This window comes from Nostoc sp. DedSLP03 (assembly GCF_034530815.1).
Lineage (GTDB): Bacteria > Cyanobacteriota > Cyanobacteriia > Cyanobacteriales > Nostocaceae > Nostoc.
Genome location: NZ_JAVRCK010000061.1, coordinates 15,716 through 41,216 on the forward strand (window position 1 = coordinate 15,716; position 25,501 = coordinate 41,216).

The window sequence follows — 25,501 nt, forward strand, 5'->3', positions numbered from 1 at the left end:
TAGTGGCTTCACCAGAGCGATCGCCCACAGCACGATATATTGGCAGAGCTTGGTTAAAGTAATCGAGTGCTTTTTGCTTTTCTCCTAAAGCGTCGTAGACTGAACCGAGATTATTGAGTGTAGTGGCTTCACCAGAGCGATCGCCCACAGCACGATATATTGGCAGAGCTTGGTTGTAAAAATCGAGTGCTTTTTGCTTTTCTCCTAAATCGTCGTAGACTGCACCTAGATTATTGAGTGTAGTGGCTTCACCAGAGCGATCGCCCACAGCCCGCCTAAGGGGCAGAGCTTGGTTAAAGTAATCGAGTGCTTTTTGCTTTTCTCCTAAATCGTAGTAGACTTTACCGATGCTACTGAGTGTGACAGCAACGCCTGCGCGATCGCCCCCAGCACGACGTAGTGGCAGAGCTTGGTTGTAAAAGTCGAGTGCTTTTTGCTTTTCTCCCAAAGCGTCGTAGACTGTACCGATGTTATTGAGTGTGTTTGCTTCACTAAAGCGATCGCCCACAGCACGATATAGGGGCAGAGCTTGGTTGTAAAAATCGAGTGCTTTTTGCTTTTCTCCTAAATCGTCGTAGACTGAACCGATGTTATTGAGAGTAGAGGCTTCACCAGAGCGATTGCCCACAGCCTGCCAAAAGGGCAAAGCTTGGTTGTAAAAATCGAGTGCTTTTTGCTTTTCTCCTAAAGCGTTGTAGACTAGACCGATGTTATTGAGTGTAGTGGTAACGCCTGCGCGATCGCCCATAGCACGATATAAGGGCAGAGCTTGGTTGTAAAAATTGAGTGCTCTTTGCTTTTCTCCTAAACGGTCGTAGTTAAATCCAAGGTCAAGCAGTGCAGTTGCTTCCAGTTTTTGGTTTTTGAGTTCTCGTGCAATGATTAAAGCTTGCTGGAATATTTGGATTGCCTGTTGGTGTTCCTGTTGCTGTGTCAGTTTTCTCCCTTGCTCTAGCAGCCTTTCTGCTTCTTGCGATCGCGAGTTTTGAGTTTGTCCCCAGGTGGGTTGAGCCATCAGCATCACTGTTAAAGGCGTTAGATAAAAGCCCACAGCCAAAAAACTGGTGAGAAATTTTTTCATAGAATAGCGCAGAGGTAGCTGTTTTTAATTGGGTGTTAGCAGAAGTTGTCGTTAGCAACATCAAAAGTATTTGGTCAAGTCTGGGATTGCTACCTTACAGGAACGCTAAGAGCAAACGGAGCGATCGCAAGAACGAAAATACCTTAACTTTGCGTAAGTCCTATAAAGGTTGAAACATTTATTGCCGACATCGGAGCATTTGTTATAAACGTTGGGACATTTCTTGCAAATGTTTAAGCATTTGTTGGAAATGTTTGAACGTTTGTTGCAAGCGTTTGAATATTTGTTGCAACTACTTGAACCTTTGTTATAGATATTTGAATACATGGCTTTAACAGTATATTTGACTAGATTTAACTTTCTCATTAAACTTCAGAGGCGTATATGAAATTTCCGTAAAATCACTAAAAGAAACTGATTATTTACCCCACCCTAACCCTCCCCTTGTAAAGGGGAGGGAACCGGATTTTCTAGTTTTCCCCTAATACATCGGGGGGATTAAGGGGGGTAATGTCAGGATTTGAAAAGGAATCCAACTTGTGTACACACACGCTAGCCTTTTTAGGAGGGAGGTCAGAGTGTATTGTATATAAACAAGAAACGCTATATAACTCGGTGGGTTACGCTTCGCGGTAACACACCCTACATTGTTTCTCCCATCTCCCCCTATGACCCAAGCACCAAATCCTAACCAGGAAACCAATATTTTAGGTAAATTCACGAGTGTACTTGGCTTACTGGGTGCGGCGCTTTTCTTTGCAGGCTGGATTTACCGTTGGTCATATTTCTACTTTTTTCAGCTAGAAGTCAATACCCTCGACTTACCCGCACAGTCTTTTTTGATAGTTCCCCTGCAAATATTTCTCGGAGATGGTTGGACAATCTGCAAAAGTGCGATCGCTTTTTTTGCAGCTGCGATCGCTATTCAGGCAACATTATGGTTAATTAAAATCGTTAGTGAGACTGTAGTCTCTGCAAGCCAATTACTATTGAGTCGCATTATCTCTGCAACCCAACACAAACGCTCATGGACAGCTAAACGGCTAAAATCTCTGGCTGAATTTAGTTCTGGACAACTGCGCTCAGTGGAATTTCTGCGATCGCTAGTCAATGAGATAGTCATAGTATCCTGGGTATTAATTGTGATATTTTGGTTAGCTCGTTGGCAAGGCATCGCAGATGCACAACGAGACGCTGGTCAAAACTCCACTTTACCTGTTGTAGCCTTAATTACACCTGAAGAAAAGTTTGCTGTGGGACGCAAACTTGATGATATATTTGCAGATCCATCTTTGAAAGGTTATCGCATTATTGGCGATCGGGGTCTATTCGACGACTTGCGAGGCAGAGAAGATAATGACATCAGCAATCCACAGCAGCCGCGAGTCTGGCGCTTACTCCTAGAACGTGGCGGCTGGATTTATTTGTTTCGAGCATTACCCTCAAACGCAAAACCTGGTGAGATTCCATCTGTGTTAGCTATTCAAGAAAGTGAGAAGGGACATATCATCATTCGCAGTCCAGAAGCTTCTAAAACGAGTTCTCCTTGATATGCTGATATCTTGCACCATTCTCAATTGACCAATGACTAATGACAGTCTTCACAGAAAATAGCGCATTAGCTTATCAACACTCAATTGGTAAACTGTGTAATAATTTTTGATGATAGCCAGGAGGAAACTCCTGGTTTTTTTGTATTTGAACCCGTAGAGCAAAGAGATGACAGAAGTAACTCTCCCAGCTTTTATCGAGCAAATGTTGCAGCCGGGATTTTATCCCCATAAGGTAACAGAACCTATTCAACTAGTTCAAACCCACGCTTCTTATGTGCTGTTAACTGGGGATTACGTCTATAAACTGAAAAAACCTGTGAATTTTGGCTTTTTGGACTTTTCTACCTTAGATAAGCGGCAGCATTTTTGTCAGGAAGAGTTACGGTTAAATCAGCGCGGTGCTGGTGAATTATATTTAGAAGTTTTGCCCATAACTTTGGTTGGGGAGCAATACCAGTTAGGGGGAACGAGCGAGGCTGTAGAATATGCGCTGAAGATGCGTCAGTTTCCTCAAGAGTCGCTACTAAGTATCCTTTTTGAAGAAGGTAAGTTAAATGAAACACTTCTAAATGAGTTGGGACGAGTGGTTGCTCAATATCATGCCCAAGCACAGACGAATGATTACATTCGCACTTTTGGCGAAGTGCCAAATATCCGGGCTGCCTTTGATGAGAATTATCAGCAAACTGAGAAGTATATTGGTGGCCCCCAGACTCAGGCGCAATTTACAGAAACAAAGCAATATACAGATAAATTTTTTGCCGAACGTCCAGAATTATTTGCTAGCAGAATTCACAACGGTTATATTCGTGAATGTCATGGGGATTTACACCTGAGAAATATTGCCCTGTGGCACGATAAAATCTTGTTGTTCGATTGCATTGAATTTAATGAGTCGTTTCGCTTTGTCGATGTGATGTACGATGTGGCGTTCACTGTGATGGATTTGGAAGCTGGCCAGCATCAAGACTTGGGTAATGCGTTTTTGAATACTTATATAGAGCAAACTGGAGACTGGGAAGGCTTACAGGTGTTGCCCTTGTATTTAAGCCGTCAGGCTTATGTCCGGGCGAAGGTGACATCATTTTTACTAGACGATCCGAGTGTACCCGCAACGGTAAAAGAAGAAGCGACAAAAACCGCCACTGATTATTACAAACAAGCTTGGGAATATACTAAACCCAAGCAGGGACAACTAATTTTGATGTCGGGGTTGTCGGGTTCTGGTAAAAGTACCACAGCCAGACATTTAGCCCGTCAACAGGGAGCGATTCACCTGCGTTCGGATGCGGTGCGGAAGCATCTAGGGGGAATTCCGTTGTGGGAACGGGGTGGCAGCGATTTGTATACACCAGAGATGACCGAGAAAACTTACACACGACTGTTAGAATTGGGAATTATCCTGGCTAAACAAGGTTTTTCGGTAATTTTAGATGCCAAGTATGATAAACAACAATTACGCCAAGAAGCGATCGCCCAAGCTACAAAACATCAACTTCCCCTTCAGATTATCCAATGCACAGCACCACTTGAAGTTCTAAAAGAGCGTTTGAACAATCGCACTGGTGATATTGCTGACGCCACCGCCGATTTATTAGCGTCACAAATTAAACAAGCTGAACCTTTCACTGAAGAGGAACAACCTTATGTAAAGATTTGGGATACAACTCAACCACAACAGGCACAATTAAAATAATTTGTAATCCTCGCCTTTATGCGAGAAGCAAGCTACGTAATTCGTAATTCGTAATTGAATCGAAAATTAGGAATTACGTCAGAGTCAGACGCTTTTACGTCGCTAAAGCTTTGCTATCGAGCGTCATTAGTAATTTGTTAAATAAGTTATTTATTTTATGGCAGACAAAAAGAACGACCTTTTCAGTATTTCTCCCAGCTTCTTTTCTCAACTATTATTTGGGGCATTTTTAACATTTATATTAATAATGACCGGCTCCGCACCAGCCCTAAGCATCTTCTTAGGAATCATGGGCGGTTTTATCTTAAGCTGGATCACTAATGTAACTGATAATAGCCCCCAAGCACCAAATGTTGCCTCCTCTGATGGTGTTGATGCAGGACTGAAATACTGGTTATTTTTCATGCTGGGTTTTGTATATTTAGGCTATCCAGCACCTATGAGTATCTTGCTCGGTGGATTAGGTGCTTTAGCCGGAGGCTGGATTACTGCTTGGTGGGGAAGTAAGGAAGATACTAGAACTCAGTTGCAAGTTGAAGAATCAGAAGAAGTTGAAGTTGAACCAACGAATGAAAGGATCAACAAACGGCAAATCAGAAGAGCCGGTCGCCGTTACCGTCGCACTCCTGGAAGTAGTTTCAATTACAAGTTTTGGGAAAGGTAATAATTTGGGAATTGAGTGTTGAAAAGAGGCAGAGGGGCACAGGGGCAGAGGGGCACAGGGGCAGAGGGGAAAAATTTAGTTGCTACTTCTCCTCTTCTCCCCTGCTCCCCTGCTCCCCTGCTCCCCTGCCCGACGCCCTAATAATATGTTTTTATATTTATCCAAGTTACTGCCACTATTTTTTTATCCGCTAGGATTAGCCTGCGTGAGCTTGGTAGTAGCATTAGTAACTTTGTGGAAACGACCCCGGACTGCGGCGATCGCAATTGCTTTTTCCCTAATTTTATTGCTATTTTCTAGCAATGCTTGGATCGCTAAATCATTAGTGCGATCGCTAGAATGGCAAAATCTTCCACCCGCCCAAATACCTAATGCAGAAGCAATTGTGGTTTTGGGTGGCGCAACTAAATCAGCTTTTTTCCCAAGACCTACTGTCGATTTAAGTGAAGCTGGCGATCGCGTTATCTACGCCGCACAACTTTATCGCCAGAAAAAAGCACCTATAATCATTTTGAGCGGCGGCCGCATTGATTGGCGTGGAAGTGGTTCGCCAGAGTCGGCAGATATGGCCACAATCCTTACATCTATTGGTATTCCATCTGAGGCAATTGTCCAAGAACCTGACTCTCTCAATACTTATCAAAATGCTGTAAATGTCCAAAAAATTTTGTCATCTCGTGGCATTCGTCAGGTATTATTAGTAACTTCGGCAATGCATATGCCGCGATCGCTTCAGATTTTCCAGCGTCAAGGAATCAATGCTATTCCTGCACCCACTGACTTTTTAGTTAGCGAGGGTGAGTTGCAAGAACTCGGTAGTACTCCCAAGGCCGCTATACTAAATTTATTACCTGATACCGACAATTTACACCAATTTACTATCGCTCTCAAAGAGTATATTGGTTCTTTAGTTTATCGCTTACGCGGTTGGCTTTAATCGAGTTATGAGTTAGGAGTTAGGAGTTAGGAGTTATGAAGTGCGGTAATTGTCTGAATTTGAAACTCTTAATGACAAATGACAAATGACAAACTAAATTAATTTTATGTCAAAAAATTTACCTTATATTATTCCAGTTGCTCAACCTCAAGTTGAGGAAGCTTTTGCGTCTTACCAAACAACCCATGAGTTTTACCACGAAGTTCGGTCGCGCTCGGAGTTTCAGCGTTATTGTGATTGGTATTATACAACAGCAGAACAAAACCGCAAAGACCTTAAAAAAATGCGCGGCGAACTGAATATTTTCCAGTGGTTTCGCCGCCGATAAGTGCTTTAGATGACTTCTAACTCATTTTCACGCAAGTGGGCTTTAAACTTTTTACTAAACTGGACTACAATCGGTAGATTAGCGCTTACTGGTCTGTCTCGCCATTGGCTGGCAATAGCTACTACATCGCCTTCTGTACCTTTGATATCAAAAGGCTGATTTCGATGTTCAGGATGATGATACACCACTACTGAATCTTTAACGCGGACGCGATCGCCAACTTTCATAACAACATTCACACCTAGCATTTTCTTTTCCACAAGTATCTGCTACAAAATATATGATTAAATCGCTTAGAATTTGATTTAATCAGCTATTTCTTGACGCTTCATCGGGGTGCAACGGCTTAACCCTCTGCGTCCAGGCACGTTTTAGCAATCCGCGCGTACTTTTTTCAGTTTTTTGCCACGTTAATAAGTATCGCCCATAGCCTTTCTCTTTAACCCAAAAGCAGGGAAATGAAAGAAAATCAGGCGATATCGGATGTGCTTAGTACTTTGACAGATATCTAACTCTTTTATCTTGACTCTAGGATGTTCCCCAGGTCAACTCTCTTAAGAATTTTCGTGTATGGTAGATGCGCTGCGATCGCGATCGCTTCTTTGTATGCAATAGACTTTGACCTCTCTCCTAAAAGGTTTAACTTTTTGGTTAATTTGATAGCAGGGTTGGCTGCTTATACTTATTTCCCTAAAAAACGATCTATTGACATTTCCCCAAAAAACTTGCCTGCTTAACCCCTGCTATTTTTTAGCCCCGTCAAATTTACGTTAAGGCAATTTCAGCTTCCTCTCCAGCACTGCTTTTATTTGCTGGGCAGGGATATTTTCAGGAAACACCCGCAGCAAATCCTTCAAATCTTGAATGGCATTTCGGATTTTGGTTTGGAAAGTGGTCTGTTCAAGTGCAGTCTGATATAACTCTTGGGCGGTTGAGAGATTGCCTGCAACGAGGTGATAAAGGGCCAGGTTGAAGGTGTTTTCGTAATTGTCAGGTTTTTCGGTGTGTTCTTGCTGGGCAATTTGGATGGCAATGTTCAAATCAGCTTCGGCGAACTCGGCTTGCTTGAGGGCGAGGTAGGCAAGGGCGCGAAGATATTGGTAGGTATCTTCTTTGGGGTCAAGTTCAATGGTGCAGTTGGAGTCTTGCAGCGCTTCTTCGTAGCATTCCATTAACAAATAGGTACAGCCTCGACTTGCGATCGCCCACTCGTATTTGGGGTCAAGTTCAATTGCGCGGTTCAAGTCTTGCAGCGCTTCTTCGTAGCGTTCCATCAAGCGATAGGTAATGCCTCGATGTCCGATCGCCCACTCGTATTTGGGGTCAAGTTCAATGGCACGGTTCAAGTCTTGCAGCGCTTCTTCGTAGCGTTCCATTAACAAATAGGTATAGCCTCGACCTGCAATTACCCACTCATCTTTGGAGTTAATTTCAATAGCGCGGTTGAAGTCTTGCAGCGCTTCCTCGTAGCGTTCCATTAACCAATAGGTAGAGCCTCGATGTCCGATCGCCCACTCGTATTTGGGGTTAATTTCAATGGCACGATTGAAGTCTTGCAGTGCTTCTTCGTAGCGTTCCATTAAGCGATAGGTAATGCCTCGACTTGCGATTGCCCAATCATATTTGGGGTTAATTTCAATGGCGCAGTTCAAGTCTTGCAGCGCTTTCTCGTAGCGTTCCATTAAGCGATAGGTAATGCCTCGATTTGCGATCGCCACAACATATCGTGGGTAAAGTTCAATGGCGCGATCAAAGTTTTGCAATGCTTTATCATACTGCTCCATCAAACGGTAGCCTTGGGCGCAACGAAAGAAAACTTGAGAACTAATTAGGTGTGGATGGGTATCGATTCTACGTTGAGCAAGAGACTGTCTCAACAAGTCATGCATGAAGCGATAGCGACCACCAGCACGCTGGAGCAATAGCCGTTCTGTTGCATAGTTGAGAAAACGAGCATAGTCCCAAGGAATCGAGTTAGTGCAATACAAAGATAAACGCACTAGAAAATGATTGAAGCAGACATATCCCCCTCCCAGTCCAATCCATAGTAGCGGAGCTATGGACAAGGAATCTAGCACAATGTCATCAAGGGAAGACACTGAACATTGTGCAATACACACTATCAAGGTATGCAAGAGTACAAATGTTAGCATAATCGGAATTGCATTTCGCCACAAGTTCCTAATTCCTTGATTTGGCACTGATAGAGTTTTAATTTTGAAGCGCCATTCTTCAAAGTTAAAGCTCAATCTTGGAATTATGAATTCATTTAATTTATGAATTAGTACGCTAATTTGAGTAGGGACTGATATACCCTTCCAAGATAACAGCTTGCGTAATATTTTTTGTCGTTTGAGACTTGATAATGAGATTTGGACGCCTCCCACAACTGATTCTATCTGTGGCAAATTCTTTAAGACATCTATTCCACACGCCAAGCCATATAAAGACCCAATCCCAAATCCGAGCCAAAAACGAGAGCTTGCTCCAATCCGAGGTAGATTAATTAACCTATAAAATTTTACCCAAAAAATTACAGCAAGGATTAGCCCCCAACAAATTACGCCAACGATTAGCCCCCAATAAATTACGGCAAAAATAGTAAATAGCCATTTTTGTAGGGGTGTTGACAGCCATGTTATTCCAATTTGCTCAATCAAAAACTCGGTTTCGGATTCTTGTAAAAGCTCTAACGCCAGAATTTCTAACCACTTCTGACTTTGTTCGGGGCTAGGAATCTTTCCGTAACGATAAGCGCGGCTAGGGGTATCCTGTGTTAGCATTCGTCGCACATAGGCATCTAACAGTAGATTTAAGCGATCGCCCGCCGAAGTTGCCCGCCGCCACTGGGTTGGCTCTAGCTCTTGATAGGCAAGTACCGCCATTGATAGCAACAACGGTCTGCGAATCAACGCCAGGAAATCCGCATCCGCTACCAAGCTTTCTTTGAGGTCATCTCGGTTCGTCTCTGTTAGAAAAGTCTGGATTTGTTCGTCAGTCAAGTCTTGAAGATAAACGGCTCCATCAAATTCCAGCTTTTGAGTATAAGCCTCATACTGCTCGCGCCGACAGCACAAGGCTATTTCTCTGGGACGCAAATCTGATTTTAACCACTCGTTAATTGCCCGCACGCAATCTGGCTGATACTCTGGACGCACTTCATCGAGTCCATCGAGCAAGGGTATTAAGCGTTTCTCTTCTAGCCATTGTTTAATTTGGCGTGGTAAAAAGCCATATCTCTCTCGCACCTTACTAGCCAGCCAATTGGGCATCGACCAAACAGGGGCTTGTTCCGGAAGAAACTCAGAGAGATTTTTCTGAGAAACCCGCCGGAATCTAGATGTATTCCCACTCTGCCTAGAAGCTAATTGAGATGTGGTTGGTTGCCAATCGGAAAGATCCACCACCACAGGAATGCGCTGTTGCGGATCGTCCTTTGCCCTTTGCACTAGTTCTACAGCTAAGTCAAGCAAGCTTGTGGTTTTACCTGCCCCCGGTTCACCTAAAATCAGCAATCGCCCCGCACATTGGTCAAATACCTGCCCGATAGTCGTCTCCGGTGACAGTAGCTGACTCGGTTGAGCGATCGCCACCTTCATCTCCATACCCCAAGGACGAACCTGTTGCGGTTGCGTCTCCTTCTGCAAATTAAGCCTTACAGCATGGTGCAGTTGTCCCTCAAGTCTGGATTCAACCCATTGCCTAACTGTTGACAGTAAATCCTGTTCGGCGGTGGGGCGCACTGTCTCCTTTGGCTTGAGCATTACATTGCCATTTACCTGCTCAATATTGATTTGGTCGCGTCCCTGGTTGCCATACCCCCGCCTACCCCGTTTCCCCATACCTATGACCCGCCAATTCTGGGATTACCTTCAATTTTTTCAATATTTATTTGGTCGCGTCCGTAGTTTTTATACTCACGATTGGAGGTAGTTTGATTTTGGATATTGATAATCTGCTGCGCCACCTGCCGTAATTCTGTCGCAAACACAGCATCATCGACCATCGCATCATCTAAGTACACTTCCAACTTGTTCAGCGCTGCTGGGGAATGGTCAGTTTCCACTGCTGCGATCGCCGCTTCTGCTTTTACATTTCCTTTAAACTTAGCAGTGATTTTATTTCGTAGCTCTTTTGCCAAGGAGATCGCCCCGCCCACAGTCTTCTTCGCCACTTCCCCAGCCCCCGACTTAGCAAACTCCTGAAATGCGAGGTTGAGAATTGCCCCTGCTGCGATCGTAGTTAGTGGATCAGTCATCTCAATTCCTCAAAGTCACCACTTTTCCATTATCCTACGACCTCCGTGGTGTCTATCATATTTTCAGTAAAATCATGAATATTTTACAATGGATTTAAAAAGTCTCTAATTGTGACGGTCTCGATTATCTCGGCATCTAATCTAACATAACTAAGCTGTTATCTATAGTCATTCCTGTTGAATGTAGGTCAAGTTGCAAACTAGCTTCTAGGCTGGTGCAAGATGTAATGTATAGTTATCTGTGGCGCGATCGCAACCTATATTCGTTCACTAGCGATCGCCACTTTTTTCTCCGTCACTCTCAATGTACAAGTAGTTCTTGTCAAGATTGCAACATTCCTCATCAACATTACAATATTCATAAGGAACATTGTAATATTTCTCATCAACATTACAATATTCCTTATCAATGCTGGAATATTTCTCATCAACATTACAATATCTATAAGGAACATTGTAATATTCCTTATCAACATTACAATATTCCTTATCAATACTGGAACATTTCTCATCAACATTAGAATATTTCTGTATAACCTATTTCCCAGTCGAACATATTTGCTGCATTTTTTGGGTAAGTTGCCGACACACTTGCTTTATGACTGATTAATTTTGTATAGCAGGAGGCAGGAGGCAAAACATTACTATTCCTAACATCCACGCTTTCAAGATGTCCTAACCTTTAATTAGCTTGCTATATTTCTTATTCCCAGCGATCGCTTTATCTATTAAATGCGTATTTTTATACTAAAACTGGGTATTACAAATAAGTACTTTTGATCGAAGAGGTTTTCAAAGATGATTTTAAGCCTTAGAAATACTAGTGCTGTGTGTGCCGCATTTTTATTAGTCAGTGTCAGCAGCTTTCACAAGTCAGCTATAGCCAATATAAACAATCAATCCCAAATAATAGCACAGCAGAGTAAAACTCAGCTAAACCCAGTTTTTAAATCTATTCTGCCTAAATTAAAGCAAAAAACTCAAATTCGGATTCTTTTACCGAAGTTTATTCCTGAGTCGGATGGGGAAAATCCAATTTACGCAACTATAGAAGCTGCTACACAAAAAAAGTATGATATCTTACTGGCTTATAGTCCAGACTGTAATGGTGCTTCTGCCTGTCGTTTAGGCGTTGTTACGGCTTCAGCCATAACCCGCAAAACACCCAGCCTGACTGGGAAACGTGTATCCTTAGCTAAGGGCATTACTGGCTATTTTGTAGATTTTACTTGTGGTGCTGGTTGCTCAGATGCTACCTTGACTTGGAGACAACAGGGTGTGCAATATGTTTTTGGATTAAAAGCAGGCGATCGCACTTCTTTAGTAAAAATGGCTAATTCTGCGATTAATCCCTAGCTAGCGTCATTTGATTCTACTTCCCAATGAAACAGCCGCGGCAATTGAGATACATCTATGGCGTAGTTAACAATCCACATCACCAATTCAAAAATCAATAAATATCGTACCCACTGCAACTCGCTTGTAGAATCCAAAAGTGTCAAACCCTCATACAACTGCCAAAAGCGGTAAGGGAGATATATATAAGGAACCATCACCCAGACGACATTTTGCAACTGCCTAAGCGTCACACTTTCAGAGATGATTTGCAGCCCTAAGACGATAAAATACCAAGCAAGCACAGTTAAGACTGTGCGATCGCCCCACCATACACCCCACAATAACATAACCACTAATGGCGGCACTATTGCTAGCAGTTGCACCGAGCCAAACCAGATTTTATACCAACCGGGAAATGGTAAAGGTAGAGTGTAAGGCTTTGCGTTTTTCCATCCCCAGTTCACAACCACAATAAAAAGTGTGGCAAAAAAGAAAAAGAGGAGATTTTCTAGGAACAGATAGAGGTTGATGTTTAAGGAAGTCACGTCGCTTCTCTTCGAGACGCCAAGGGCGAACGCTCCGAATTCAAAATTCACGCATTCAAAATTTAAAATTCCCATAAATAAATTTAGTTGTTCTGTATCCTTTTATTTATCGCTCATGAGGGTACGATCGAACTCTGATGTTTATGCCTTCAGTAAATCAATATAATTATCTCTACAATAAAACATCTACTAAGGAGCTACAAAAGATATTTCAACTTTTGTTTGCTCTATTTTCTTGTACCAAATGAATAATCGATGGTACTAAAGAAATAACTATAATTAATCCAATAATCGGTAACAAATACTTATCTACCTGTTCAGCTGGCAGAGATTTTCCTAAGAAAAACCCTAACAGGGTAATGCCAAATGTCCAAATAAAGCCACCAATTAAGTTGTAAGACATAAATGTGCGATAATGCATTGCACCAATTCCAGCCACGATGGGCGCGAAAGTGCGTACAATGGGTAAAAAACGTGCTAAAACAATCGTTTTTTTACCGTGCTGTTCATAAAAGTTTTGGGTTTTCACAAGATGTTTTTTATGAAACAGCCATGAATCTTCTTTCTGAAATAGTCTTCTGCCAAATTTATGCCCAGTAAAATAGCCAACATTGTCACCTAAGACTGCACAAACAAAAGCACCAAAAATCAGAACCCAAATGTTCAATAAATTCTGAGATGCGACAAATCCAGCAGTGAACAATAAGCTATCCCCAGGCAGAAAAAAACCAATTAACAAGCCAGATTCAGCAAAGACAATCGCCCAGACCCCAAAATAGCCAAGTGATTTAATCAGTTGTGGCAAATCCAGATGCATATAATTTTGACTTTTCTTTCAATAGATCCACAACATCTTAACGTTCAGCAATTTTATTGAATAAAAAGTAATATTAAATTTCTATAAAGTTATTATGCGATCTAAAAAAATGTAATGACAGATGACAGGTTTTGGGTTATGGGTGCAAGAGATAAAGACATTTGAAAGTATAGCAAAAGCCTGAGTGATTAGGACATCAACAGATGATAAAACTTAGATACAAAAAGACTTTTCACCCAGTCCCCAGTCCCGAATCCCTAGTCCCTAGTAGTTCGCTCTCGTAAACGCAAGCGGGGTAAAGGGTAAGGGGTAAAGGGAAAAGGTTTTAATTTTTTCCCCTTTCCCCTTTTCCCAGTCCCCAGTCCTTTACTTTTTCGGGTGCTGCGATGCCTACGGCGAGCTTTGCGATCGCAGCAGAGCGGGAATATCGTGTTAACTTTTTCATAGCTACCCTTAGATATATGAAAAGTCATCAATTTCCTCCTGGAAGCTTTGGTATACCTGTATTAGGTGAAACACTCTCCTTTGTTTTCGACCGCGATTTTGCCAAAAAGCGCTATCGCCAGTATGGGCCCATCTTCAAAACTCATCTTCTTGGCAGACCGACTGTAGTGATGGTCGGGCCGGAAGCATTAGAGTTGGTTTTGTCAAGCCAAATGGAGAAATTTTCTTGGCGCGAGGGATGGCCTGATAATTTCAAAACATTACTGGGTGAATCACTTTTTCTCCAAGATGGAGAAGAACACCGCAGAAACCGTCGCTTAATGATGCCAGCATTGCATGGCCCAGCATTGGCGAACTATGTCTCCACAATGGAAGATATTACACGTAGTTATCTGCAAAAGTGGGAGAAGCAGCAGGAATTTACTTGGTTCCAAGAATTTAAACAGCTGACGTTTGATATTGCTAGTCAATTGTTGTTGGGTACGCGTCCTGGCCCTGAATGTGTGCGTTTTAGCAAATTGTTCGCAGCCATGACAAATGGACTATTTGCGATTAATCCGTTGCCCTTGCCATTTACAACATTTGGTAAAGCTATAGCTGCTCGCAATCAGATTTTAGAGCATCTAACTAAAGTTGTTAGAGAACGTCAGCAAAATCCCACAAAAGATGCTCTGAGTTTATTAGTACAAGCCCAAGATGAAGAAGGGAACCGGATGAGTGAAAAAGAACTCATCGCTCAGGCGTTACTATTACTATTTGCTGGACATGAAACTACTACTTCGATGCTGACTTGGTTGTGTGTAGAGTTAGCCCGTCATCCAGAAGTACTCGAAAAAGCAAGAGTTGAACAATTGCAACTTGCAAGTAAAGGTAATTTGGATTTAGAACAATTAGGGAAAATGCCCTATTTAGAACAGGTTTTGTGGGAAGTTGAAAGATTGCATCAACCTGTCGGAGGCGGGTTCCGTGGTGTGATTAAAGACTTTGAGTTTAAAGGTTATCACGTTCCTGCTGGTTGGCAATTATACTATTCAATTGGAGTTACTCACCGAATTGAAGAAATTTATTCTGAACCAGACCGATTTGAGCCAGACCGTTTCAGTCCCCAGCGCCAAGAAAACAAAAAGTATCCTTTTAGTTTAGTTGGTTTTGGCGGTGGGCCGCGCATTTGTATTGGTCTAGCCTTTGCCAAAATGGAAATGAAGATTGTTGCTGCTCATCTTCTACGCAATTATCATTGGGAGATATTACCCAATCAAAGTTTAGAGGAAGTTGTAGTTCCCACTAATCGCCCGAAAGATGGATTGCGGGTTAGATTTCAACCTCAGTAAAATGTTTTATGACATCCCAAATAAACATACATTTGGCTAACGGAGTTTTACAACACTTGCAAAATGTGAAAGATTTTGTGGGCGGGAGCGTTAACTCTCTAAGTAACTCAGCGCAACAAGCTGGTGAGTCTTTAAAGACAACAGCCACTACCACAACTGATAAAGCAATTGATACAGTTACAACAAGTTTAGAGCAAACTTGGCAAACGGCAGAGCAATTTAAAAATACAACATCGGGAGCAGTTAAAGATGCAATGGCATCTTCTGTAAGTGATTGGTTGACACAACACCCGATATTTTTTCGGTTAGTTCAAATACTAGGTTGGGGAGCTAATCACCCGATTATTAGTGTAGTAATTTTGCTGTTTGCACTTGCTCTACTTTGGAGCATCATCAGAGCAATTGTTCGCTTAATTGAGACAGCTAGTTGGTCAATACTCCAAGTTCCGTTAAAATTGCTTCAGGCTTTGATTAAAGTTAGTTTTCTATCCTTAACTAAAGTTGGAAGTTTTGCTGTTCAACGAATCACAAGTACCAAAACAACTGATAATCCGCCTTCTTTACTACCTGAAAGTTTTCAACCAAATAAACAACAACGATTAGCAGAAATTTCTAGTCGTTTGGCAGCAATTCAAAAGGAACAACATCAGCTTTTACAAGAAGCGGCAGACTTGATTGCTGCCGACACAATTGATATAGAAGTATCAAAAACTGAAGAATTCAGAATTCTGAATTAGAAAGTAGAAAACTTAAACCCATTTATTCAAACGCTCACAGACTTGCTACTAATGCACTATCCGCCAGTTACACTCCAATTCAATTCTGTAGCTTGCTTCCCTGAAAGGGTATTCTGACTCCTGACTCCTGACTCCTGAATTCTGTTTTATTAAACAGCTAAAAAGCGCTGAATCACATCTTGGCTGAGTTCGGTGGTAGAACCGGAGGCGACAATACCACCTTTTTGCATAGCGTAATAGTAATCAGCTTGACGGACAAAGTGTAAATGTTGCTCTACCAATAACACCGAAATACCTGTGGTTTCGACGATGCGCCGAACAGCGGCTTCAATTTCTAAGATGATGGAGGGTTGAATACCTTCAGTGGGTTCATCTAAAACGAGTAATTGAGGTTCTCCCATTAAAGCACGGGCGATCGCTAATTGTTGCTGCTGTCCTCCACTTAAATCACCACCCATCCGCGAAAGCATGGTTTTTAACACCGGAAATAAACTAAAAACTTCCTCGGAAATTTCTGCTTTTTTTACTGGTTTGCGTCTAGCTTCCAACCCCAGCAGTAGATTTTCTTTAACTGTCAACCGAGGGATAATCTCTCGTCCTTGGGGGACATAACCAATTCCCAACTTTGCCCTTTGGTCTGGAGATTTGGAGTTGATTAATTCTTCAGCTAAATTAATAGTGCCACTGCGGGGTTTGAGTAAACCCATGATAGTTTTGAGTAAGGTAGTTTTTCCGACACCATTGCGTCCAATTAGGCAAACCATTTGCCCAGATGGTACGCTCAAATCTACATTGCGGAGAATGTGGCTTTCGCCGTAATAAACGTTAAGGTTAGAAATTTTGAGCATATAAAGAACTTTTAACTGTTTACTTTTGATGTCAGAATTCAGCATCTAAGGGGCAGGGGAAAAATCAATTCAAAATTCAAAATTCAAAATTCAAAATTCAAACATTTTAGAACTTCTGCCTCCTGCCTCTTGTTATAACTAATTAGGCAGACATGATATCAGGAGTCAGAACAAAAGGGCAACCTCTAGAAACTTCAATAAATGAGTAGAATTTGTCAAAGCCAGTTACCAACTAAAACATAAGGTGCCCAGTAGCCAGGACGACTGTAATTGGGATAATCTTTTAACAACTTTACTTGGGCACGACGCAAGGCTTCAGCCTTTGTCACCTCATTTTTAACTAACTCACGATAAAATTCTCCAATTAAGATAGCAGTAGATTTATCGCTGATATGCCATAGTGAAGCCAAGGTACTACGAGCGCCAGCTTTCACGGATGCTCCTGCTAGCCCTAGCGTGGCGCGATTGTCACCAGTAGCAGTTTGGCAAGCACTTAACACCAGCATTTCCAAGGCTTCTGAGCGAGTTCGATCTCGACGGCGCAATAAGCTATCAAATTGCGTAACGTTAATCGGCCCATCGTTTGCAAGTATAAAAGTATTCTCAACATTGGAACTAAATTGACCGTGGGTTGCTAGATGTAACACATTAAATGGTACAGTATTTACCTTACTCTCTAGGTTTTTGCTGTTGAAGTCTCGATCTAGTAACTGGGTGGTAGAGGCGATCGCTTGAGAAATAGAGTCGAATTCTGATTTAATTTCTGGTAGCGGTGGAAATTGCTGTTGAAAGTTTTGTGGTGGTTGCATTAACCCGGCAGCTAGTACATTGAGTTTTGTTTGTGTCAAGGGTTTGAGTGCGAGTAACTGGAGTCCTAAGCTGAGTGCTACAGAGTATTTTTCTACCAGATATTGCTGACCGTCATACAATATAGCCATTGGCACATTTCGCAATATGCCATCCAGTACAAATACAAGGGTTTTAACGCCACGATCTTTTAAATCTGACTCAATTTCTTTGATTAACCACCCATAGACTTCCTGCGATAGCGCCTGCACTTCCTCAGTCCGATCGGGTTCTAATAAATACTCTCTGAGTTGTTTTATAGTACCTTCTACCTCATTTTGTGACTTATTTACTGTATAATTACGCAGTGGTTGTTTAGGAATTTTGACAATCACTTGAAGTCGATCGGGCAAAATAATTGGATAAATAATTGCGGCTGTGGGATTATCTTTATCTACCACTGTGTCAAGCAAAACAGTTTTGGCATTAATGCAAGCTTCCCGAAAAAAGTCGTCTAATTCCGCTAGTTGCAGTGCTTCAATCCTCTGTCTAGCTTTGTCTAGGATTGGTTCGCTCGGATGAGTTTGCTGAAACTGCAACAATAATTCTACGGACTCTCGATATACAGGTTCTACACTTTCTTTAAAGGAAAACTGGACATCTCGATTTACAACTACTAAGTCACTACGGAGAGTCTGCAACTCACCGATCGCAGTATCATAACTGGCAATAGCACCCTCAATATCTCTTTGCTGTTTTAACAAGCGTCCTAACTGCCAATGCCAACGATAAGCGATATCTGGGGCGTTGATTGTTTGGGCGATGTTTAGTGCCTGTTGGGTGAGGTTCTGGGCTATTGACCATTGTTTAGTTTGTTCGTATACACTACCCAAAGTCCCAAGGGCAAAGCTTTCGGCTCGTTTATCTGCCAAATTTTCAGCTTGTTGCAGGGCCCTGGCGCAGATTTGAGCGATCGCTTCGGGTGTAGTTCCGAATTTCATCAAGCTTTGAGCTAGATTAATCTGCGCATAAATAGTTGTAACAGAAGCAGGTAGTTGTGCCAGTTGAGTTTGGATTTGCGGCAATAGTGTCTGCACGGCGGCTGTTTGTCCCGCGTTCACTAGTAAATTCAACTGATTAACTTGAGCCTGAACTTTGCTAATCGGGTGAGGAGCGATCGCAGCAGCTTGCTGATAAAACTCTATTGCACCTTTGAAATCTTGCTGTACTTGTGCCGTGTTGCCTAAACTAAATAAAGCCGCGCTGACATCCTGGGGAGAATTTAATTTTTGGGCAATTGACAAACTTTGCTGTAATACCTGACGAGATTGATTCAAATCTCCGGCTAATTGCAGAGCATTGCCAAAAGACCGTAATTCTACTGCTTTACTGACTGAATTAGGTTTTGATTGTAACTCCTCTTGCAATTGAGTCAAGATCGTCAAAGCCCGACGGTAAAATCCCAAAACTTGCCATGCTTGTGCTTGATTGATGCGATCGCGGATAATGCCATTGCGATCGCCTAATTGCTTATAGCTGGATTCCGCACGTTGCCAGGTGTTGAGTGCCTGTTCAGCTTGTCCTAAGTCTAGTTGAATACTACCTTGAATATCTAGGATTGGAGCCAAAACCTGAAGATTTTGGGAATTAGAGGATTTTTCGAGCAACTTCAAGCTATCTGTAATTGCCTGTTGCGCTGGTGGTAAATTATCCAGTTTTTGATATGCCAACGCCAAATTACTTAATGCTACAGCTTGCTGCAATTCATTTCCTTGGCTGCCAAAACTTTTAACTGCTTGTTGCAAAACTTTAACCGCTTCTGCAAATTGTCCTGCCTCATACAGCACTTTACCCTGTTGCAGCAAGTCTTGTGTTTGTGCAGTCGGATTTTGGATTGACACTCCAAGAGTTGCGATATGTTGTGTCTCTAAAGTTGCAGCAACAGGAAAAGCAGTAACGCACAAAAAAGCTGTCACCACAACCAAGAGGATGAAAACAGGTAAGTTATGGTTTTTAAAGAAACGAATGAACCATCTGTTGCATCCGTTATATATTTGTTTCCACTGATTATTTTTATAACTCTTGAGTTTCATCGTAATTCCTCCCTTGAATCTTGGAGTAACGAATTATTGACCACAAGATATGGCAGAGAGAATAAAAGAACTTTACCCAGATTCAGCTACAAGCATAATATCACCGTTACCATCAACAATCCATCCTTGAGCCTCCACAATCTAATTAACCTGAGTTCGGGATCGGAAAAAGGACAGGTAGTAAGCTGAAAATAACAACAAATCCAGTAACCTGTCCTATGTTTAATTTAGATGCTTTGTTTTGTCATGGAGATGATTTCTGTAAAGAGTCAACTCTTAAATGTAACTCTTACTCCTGGTAACATTAGTCCTGTTTTAAACCAAAACGATGTCAACACTGGGAATAAATCCGCTCCCTAAGTTGGTTTGGAGAGAGGCAAATTGAACCGATGCGATCGCATCAAATGGAGATCGGTCAAAAGACAAAGCACCTGTGCTGTTGTTATAACTAAACTGACTGGTAGAACTAGCACCAAATCCAAGTTTAGAAATCTGAATTTTATCTCCTTCAAAGTACTTAAAGTCTGCAATGTAATCAAGTCCATCAGACAAAGAGTCGAAGACAAATGTATCGGCTCCAGTTCCTCCTACAAGGTAATCGTAATCTTTACGGCCATTTAAAATATCATTGCCATCTCCTCCGTAGAGAGAGTCATTGCCTTCCCCGCCATTGAGCAAATCATTGCCACTATCGCCGAAAAGAATATCGTTATCACCCTGACCTAAGAGAACATCATTGTCACTACCGCCATAGATAGTATCTCTGCCGGTGCCTCCCAATAGAGAGTCATCACCACTGCCACCATTTAGATAGTCATCTAAAGCTCCTGCATTCAAGGTATCGTTGCCACCATTACCGTATAGTGTATCAGTGGTGTTGTTGAAGACAAAATCATCGACGCTGTTACTGCCATTGAAGGAAATTTTTTCGATATTAGTGTAGGAAAAGCTGTAGGCGCCGGTGACGTTCGAGTAGTCGGCTACGAGTAAATCGACTCCGTTACCACCATCTATATAATCATTAACTCCAGAGCCAGGATTGAGGGTATCGTTGCCATCGCCTCCGTAGAGAGAGTCACTCCCACTGCCGCCATTCAGATAGTCATCAAAAGCCCCAGCATCCAAGATATCATTACCACCATTACCGTATAAGGTATCAGTGGTGTTGTTGAAGGTAAAATTATCAACTCCGTTACTGCCATTAAAGGAAATTTTTTCGATATTATTGAAGGAAAAGCTGTAGGGACCGCTGACATTAGAGTAGTCGGCTACGAGTAAATCGATCCCCGTGCCGCCATCTATATAATCATTAACTCCAGAGCCAGGATTAAGGGTATCGTTTCCTCCAAATCCAAAGATACTATCAGTAAAAATACTACCAATAATATTGTCATTTCCGTTAGTTCCACTGTAGGTTGGCATTTTAATTATTCCTTTGAGTAGTAAAAGTAAAAGGTTTTAGTTTTTTGGTTTCAGTAAGGTCTATCTGGGGTGATATTTCATCACAATCAGACGCAATTGGAAGTCCGGTTTTAGCTCGACTTTATCGGTTTTGTTGGTAACAAGATACCTGCAACAAACTGCTAAATAGGGTCTACGCTATCCCTGAAACCTTTAAGGGAAGGTAGTTTTACTTAAAAAGTATTTACCCAAAAGCTAGGCTTTTTGCTGAATAAAGTTGAGCTAACTGAATCTCCCTGCTGAACTTATATACGATGAGTTTTATTGTTTATGCACCCCAAGCAGAAATTTTGTATTATCGGTCGATAGACTTTTTGCAGAAGTAGAGAAAAAGGCTAATAACAATACTGTTCTAAAATATATGAGCGCTCGTTTAAGAGTATTCCTGAGTTCGGAATTCCTCCCTTGAATCTTGGAGTAACGAATTATTGACCACAAGAAATGGCAGAGGGAATAGAAGAACTTTGCCCAGATTGAGCCACAAGCATAATATTACCGTTACCATCAACAATCCATCCTTGAGCCTCCACAATTGGGTCGCTAGATTTGGTGATAGTTGCAGTAGATGATTTATCGGTAATGGCTGTTGCTTGTGCGGGCATATCTACCCAACCAGTAATCACTGCTCGTCCTTGCAACGGTTCGTTAGGGCTTTGGGGTAATCCACCGCGTCCTGTAGCGATAAAGCTACTGGCGTTTTTTCCTCCTTTGGGAGTGCAACCTTGGGCAATTTGTCGGGATGCATCTATGAGGTTAGAGGGTAGTTGAATTAAGCCGCGACTGGGGTCAGTATCTGGCCTGTTGATAGTTACTTCCCCACTCACTCCCAATTCCGAACTTGCTGTAATGTCACTGTTTTCGGTTGGGCGTTTTTGCGAGAGAATACCGAAAATCCCGTTAGTTGTAATATCAACTCTGCCACCAATACCTGTGAAAGCCTTAGCGCTGATATCGCTATTTTCTTTAGGAACGGCGACAATGAAAGGGCTATTAATGGTGATGTTACCGCCATCGCCACCAAACTGGCGATTTCCGGCAGTGGTGGAGATTTGACTGCCGTTGCGTAATAATAATAAGTCTTGCAGATTCAAGGTAATATTACCGCCAGTGTTGCTGCGAGTTTCGGCAGAGATGCTGCCATTGTTAAGGGTAAGGATACCTGCTGCTAGTTCAATGCTGCCACCATCTCCTGTACCTTGGCTATCAACTGCGATTTTCGCGCCATCCGTAATATTTAAAGTTCTGGGATCAATGAAGATACTACCACCGTTGCCAATTGAACTATCAGTGGTGTTGGCAAATAATCCTGTTTCTGAACCAGATAGGCTGATGTTGTCCTGCACCTTGAGGGTGATATTGCCAGCATCAAAATTACTGGATGTAGTGGTGCGAAGTTGTCCGCCATTGCTGGCTTTATAGGTGTTGGCTGTCACAAAGATATTGCCTGCTTTACCTTGTCCAGCAGTATTGGCACGCAGTTGAGCGCCATTGGTAAGGGTGAGTAATCCAGTTACGATCGCAAGATCGTTGGCATTACCAACTGCTTCAGGTTCCACAGAGGTTGCTATCTGACTAGAGAATCCATTGTTCCCCATCCCCTCTAAGAAGATTTCTTCTAGTGCAATAATAGTGATTTTGCCAGCGTCCCCTACCCCCTGAGTGGCTGAAGTTAAAGCAGCACCATTCGTTACCGAAAGGGAATTAGCGAAAATTTCAATGTTCCCACCACGTCCTTTACCTATATTTCCTAAGTCATCTCTGCCAACAGCACTAAATATTCCACTGTTACTGACGCGATTGTTGATGCCATCAAGGGAGACTTTACCACTAGCCTCGATCGTAATATTGCCAGAATTACCAAGTCCAAAAGTATTGCTAGTCAGTTGAGCGCCATTAATGACAGTAAGAGAACCTGTTTTCAGATTAATATTTCCTCCTTGTTGAGGAGTAGTAGTTTGCACAGTAGTGAAAATTCCCGTTAAATGTTCGACTGCGGGATTGGGATTTTTTTCGGTTCCATCAAAAAAGATGCGATCGTTCGCTTCAATGGTCACATTTCCTGTATTACCTTGTCCCTCACTTTTAGTCTGGATACGAGCGCCATCTGCGATCGAGAGGGAACCAGTTCTGAGGTTGATATTGCCTCCGTTACCAATTCCACTTTTGAAAACGGTAGCAAATAAGCCACTAGGAAATCCTTTTTTATTAACTCCATCCAAGGAAGTCAGATTGCGAACGTCAATTTCCATGTTACCTGCATCACCTTGTCCTTGAGTGGAAGTTACGAGTTCATATCCCCCGCTTAAAGAAAGTGAGTCAGCTTTAACTGCGATTCCTCCAACTGTTCCAACTGCAAACCCTCCTCCTTCTGGATTGAGTCCAAGACCGACGGAGTTGAAAATGCCGTTGTCACCAGAAAGAGATACAGGCCCATTTGCCTGTACTAAAATCTTCCCAGCATTTCCCACTGCTCCTTTAACTACAGAATTGATGATATCGCTACCGACAATTGAGATATTCTCACGAGCCTTGAGTTGAATATCTCCTGCTTGACTTTCCAGTGTGCCAAAATTGCCAACGATTCCCGAAAGCAAGGAACTTTCCAAAATGTTGATGTTTTGAGCATCAATCATTATATTCCCACCGCCATTACTAACTACGTAAACGTTAGCGCCATCGATGGATACATCACCACCACTGATGAGCTTGACATCACCACCTAAAGCATTAGATATATCATTAGCAGACCGTTGCAACGCATTAGCAAAAATTCCAGAACCACGGTCGAGTTTGATATCTCCATTGGCTAGCAAGGTAATGTCTCCAGCCCGGGTTGAGCCAGAAAAAGCATCAATAAAACTATTGGCTAGTGTAATTTTACCTCTTGAGTCAAAAATAACTGAACCGCCATCACCTTCGACACTACCTGCAGCAATTCCGCCAATATTTAATACTCCTTTTCCAGTCAGAGTAATGTTTCCATCTGTCAGAGCCGGATTGGAGTGATACTGATTTGTGAGTAAAACAATACCCTGGGGAGAATTTACTGTGACATCACCAATGGTAATATCTGCGCTTGTCGCTAGCGAATTGTTTGCAGGAGGCGCTACAGGAAAAATTGAGGGGTCAAAGAAAGTACCTGAATCACCTATAGTTCCTAAAGGATTGTCAATTGCTGCTGGGTTTATCCCGGCTCGGATATCAAGCGTTGGTTTGACACTACCATCAATGACAATCGCAGTTCCATCCGATAAAGTAACATTAGCCAGACTAGGAGTGGTTACGGGGTTAATGGTTTTACCTGCTGTATCGGCATCTGTTATTACCACGGTATTAATATCTACTTTTCCCCCAGCCAAGATATGTAAAGAAGCTCCTTGATATGCAAAAAAGCTGACATCGCCTTGAGAGCGAATAATTGGATCGTGGGGACTAAATAAATTGCCTAAACTTCCGTCTAATTTTTCAATCCGAAAACTCCCACCACTCCAGAAATGAGCATCACCATCCACAGTATTAACACTGCGTAAAACCATATCCCCACGGGAGAACAAACCACTACTTGGATCGTTTAAGGCAAAAATATCTATATTTTCATTACCTTGAACTAACAGCTTTCCTCCAGCAGCAGCAACGAAAGGATTGGTAAAGCGATCGCGTACTTTGATGGTATCAGCTTGCAAGATTAAATCTTTGCCTGCTTGCAGATGTCCCTGTAAATCTAAATTCCCTGCAAACAGCTTTAAATCTTGTCCTACTGCTAAATTTCCCGTATTTTCGATGGTTCTCAAGGGGTCATTCTTGCCATACTGCAACCCTGGTGTTAGATTAACTTCCAACAGTGGCGGCGCTTGGGGATTAGTAGCACTAAATTCCATCCCATCGCTAAAGACAAACGAGTTCGCCGTACTCGCCACAAACGAACCCGCTATATCGAGACGTGCATTTTTGCCAAAAATTATCCCATTAGAATTGAGCAGAAATAAATTTGCTGCACCATCCACTCCTAAAGTACCCAGAATATTAGATACTTTACCTCCCGTGACTCTGGTGAGAATATTGTTAATTCCTGTGGGATTGGCAAAATAAACTCGCTGGGATTCTCCGACATTGAATTCACGAAAACTATGGAAGAGGTTTGCACCGCGAATTGCTCCACCATCAATGCGGTCAAATGGAAGTCCTTTAATATTCACATTGGGGACGATCGTTGAAGAGCGATCGCCCAATGTTCTATCAGGGGTAATCTGGGCTAAGGCGTGATTTTCATCACAAAATATGACATGAGCAAGCACTCCAATAATACTAAAAACTCCTAATAAATTTGAGTGCCAATTCCTATTTCCACAAATTGCCATATCATAACCAGCCTCGCTCGCTCATTTCATTCCTGTGAATATCCAATTTTCTTACGCCACGGCTTCGAGCCACATATTAAAGGGTTTTCTGCTAGCCGTCCCGATCAATTTTTATACAATTAATTTCAGCAGATATTTTAATTCGATGAGAGAAAAATTTTTAAAACTTAAAGTTTAGGTAATGGTTCCTAAAATAAAAAATTAAAAATCACTAATCAACCTCACC

The 25,501-nt window shown here is 42.2% G+C and carries 19 protein-coding genes; 9 read left to right on the forward strand and 10 right to left on the reverse strand.

Translation table 11 applies throughout. The annotated features are described in order from the left end of the window. A partial coding sequence (locus RM368_RS25210; protein ID WP_322696571.1) for a tetratricopeptide repeat protein occupies positions 1–1,081 on the reverse strand: 1,081 nt, incomplete at its 3' end. 668 nt (positions 1,082–1,749) lie between these two features. Here RM368_RS25210 and RM368_RS25215 point away from each other — a divergent pair. From RM368_RS25215 to RM368_RS25235, 5 genes are all read left to right on the forward strand, one after another. Continuing rightward, positions 1,750–2,631, forward strand: coding sequence for a hypothetical protein (locus RM368_RS25215; protein WP_322696572.1), 882 nt, complete (start codon positions 1,750–1,752; stop codon positions 2,629–2,631). 169 nt (positions 2,632–2,800) lie between these two features. Then, positions 2,801–4,330 carry an AAA family ATPase gene (locus RM368_RS25220; RefSeq protein ID WP_322696573.1) on the forward strand — a complete coding sequence of 510 codons (1,530 nt, stop codon included), beginning with the start codon at positions 2,801–2,803 and terminating at the stop codon, positions 4,328–4,330. A 157-nt stretch (positions 4,331–4,487) separates the two neighbouring features. Then, complete coding sequence (locus RM368_RS25225) at positions 4,488–4,994, forward strand: hypothetical protein (RefSeq protein WP_322696574.1); 507 nt, start codon at positions 4,488–4,490, stop codon at positions 4,992–4,994. Between the two features lie 145 nt (positions 4,995–5,139). Then, entirely contained in the window at positions 5,140–5,931 is a 792-nt protein-coding gene (locus RM368_RS25230; protein ID WP_322671579.1) for a YdcF family protein, read from the forward strand. Positions 5,932–6,037: 106 nt separating this feature from the next. Beyond that, positions 6,038–6,259 carry a hypothetical protein gene (locus tag RM368_RS25235; protein ID WP_322696575.1) on the forward strand — a complete coding sequence of 74 codons (222 nt, stop codon included), beginning with the start codon at positions 6,038–6,040 and terminating at the stop codon, positions 6,257–6,259. A 5-nt stretch (positions 6,260–6,264) separates the two neighbouring features. Here RM368_RS25235 and RM368_RS25240 read toward each other — a convergent pair whose 3' ends face one another. The 3 genes from RM368_RS25240 to RM368_RS25250 form a co-directional block, all read right to left on the reverse strand. Continuing rightward, the gene (locus tag RM368_RS25240) at positions 6,265–6,486 is read right to left on the reverse strand and encodes a ferredoxin-thioredoxin reductase variable chain (protein ID WP_416212258.1); all 222 of its coding nucleotides are present in this window, start codon (positions 6,484–6,486) and stop codon (positions 6,265–6,267) included. Between the two features lie 543 nt (positions 6,487–7,029). After that, positions 7,030–10,101 (reverse strand): tetratricopeptide repeat protein, encoded by a 3,072-nt coding sequence (locus RM368_RS25245; RefSeq protein ID WP_322696576.1) that lies wholly within the window; start codon positions 10,099–10,101, stop codon positions 7,030–7,032. Between the two features lie 2 nt (positions 10,102–10,103). Beyond that, complete coding sequence (locus RM368_RS25250; RefSeq protein ID WP_322696577.1) at positions 10,104–10,517, reverse strand: hypothetical protein; 414 nt, start codon at positions 10,515–10,517, stop codon at positions 10,104–10,106. Between the two features lie 227 nt (positions 10,518–10,744). Between RM368_RS25250 and RM368_RS25255 the strand changes: the two genes are divergently transcribed. Both RM368_RS25255 and RM368_RS25260 read left to right on the forward strand, forming a co-directional pair. Then, the gene (locus RM368_RS25255) at positions 10,745–11,038 is read left to right on the forward strand and encodes a hypothetical protein (protein WP_322696578.1); all 294 of its coding nucleotides are present in this window, start codon (positions 10,745–10,747) and stop codon (positions 11,036–11,038) included. Positions 11,039–11,315: 277 nt separating this feature from the next. Then, positions 11,316–11,873, forward strand: a complete 558-nt coding sequence (locus RM368_RS25260) for a hypothetical protein (protein WP_322696579.1) — start codon at positions 11,316–11,318, stop codon at positions 11,871–11,873. Here RM368_RS25260 and RM368_RS25265 read toward each other — a convergent pair. Together RM368_RS25265 and RM368_RS25270 are read right to left on the reverse strand one after the other, a co-directional pair. Continuing rightward, positions 11,870–12,400: a hypothetical protein gene (locus RM368_RS25265; RefSeq protein WP_322696580.1), complete on the reverse strand. Its 531-nt coding sequence runs from the start codon at positions 12,398–12,400 to the stop codon at positions 11,870–11,872. The genes RM368_RS25260 and RM368_RS25265 overlap by 4 nt on opposite strands. A gap of 211 nt (positions 12,401–12,611) precedes the next feature. Next, positions 12,612–13,217 (reverse strand): DedA family protein, encoded by a 606-nt coding sequence (locus tag RM368_RS25270; RefSeq protein ID WP_322696581.1) that lies wholly within the window; start codon positions 13,215–13,217, stop codon positions 12,612–12,614. A gap of 461 nt (positions 13,218–13,678) precedes the next feature. On the opposite strand from RM368_RS25270, the gene RM368_RS25275 reads away from it, so the two are divergent. Together RM368_RS25275 and RM368_RS25280 are read left to right on the forward strand one after the other, a co-directional pair. Next, the gene (locus tag RM368_RS25275) at positions 13,679–14,992 is read left to right on the forward strand and encodes a cytochrome P450 (protein ID WP_322696591.1); all 1,314 of its coding nucleotides are present in this window, start codon (positions 13,679–13,681) and stop codon (positions 14,990–14,992) included. An 8-nt stretch (positions 14,993–15,000) separates the two neighbouring features. Beyond that, positions 15,001–15,729, forward strand: coding sequence for a hypothetical protein (locus tag RM368_RS25280; protein ID WP_322696582.1), 729 nt, complete (start codon positions 15,001–15,003; stop codon positions 15,727–15,729). A 149-nt stretch (positions 15,730–15,878) separates the two neighbouring features. Here RM368_RS25280 and urtE read toward each other — a convergent pair whose 3' ends face one another. From urtE to RM368_RS25300, 4 genes are all read right to left on the reverse strand, one after another. Continuing rightward, a complete protein-coding gene (urtE, locus tag RM368_RS25285) occupies positions 15,879–16,577 on the reverse strand; it encodes an urea ABC transporter ATP-binding subunit UrtE (RefSeq protein WP_099101646.1) in 699 nt (232 codons plus the stop codon). A gap of 215 nt (positions 16,578–16,792) precedes the next feature. After that, positions 16,793–19,456, reverse strand: coding sequence for a CHAT domain-containing protein (locus tag RM368_RS25290; RefSeq protein ID WP_322696583.1), 2,664 nt, complete (start codon positions 19,454–19,456; stop codon positions 16,793–16,795). 315 nt (positions 19,457–19,771) lie between these two features. Next, positions 19,772–20,878: a calcium-binding protein gene (locus RM368_RS25295; RefSeq protein ID WP_322696584.1), complete on the reverse strand. Its 1,107-nt coding sequence runs from the start codon at positions 20,876–20,878 to the stop codon at positions 19,772–19,774. Between the two features lie 464 nt (positions 20,879–21,342). Further along, the gene (locus RM368_RS25300; RefSeq protein ID WP_322696585.1) at positions 21,343–25,275 is read right to left on the reverse strand and encodes a filamentous hemagglutinin N-terminal domain-containing protein; all 3,933 of its coding nucleotides are present in this window, start codon (positions 25,273–25,275) and stop codon (positions 21,343–21,345) included. Between the last annotated feature and the right edge of the window lie 226 nt (positions 25,276–25,501).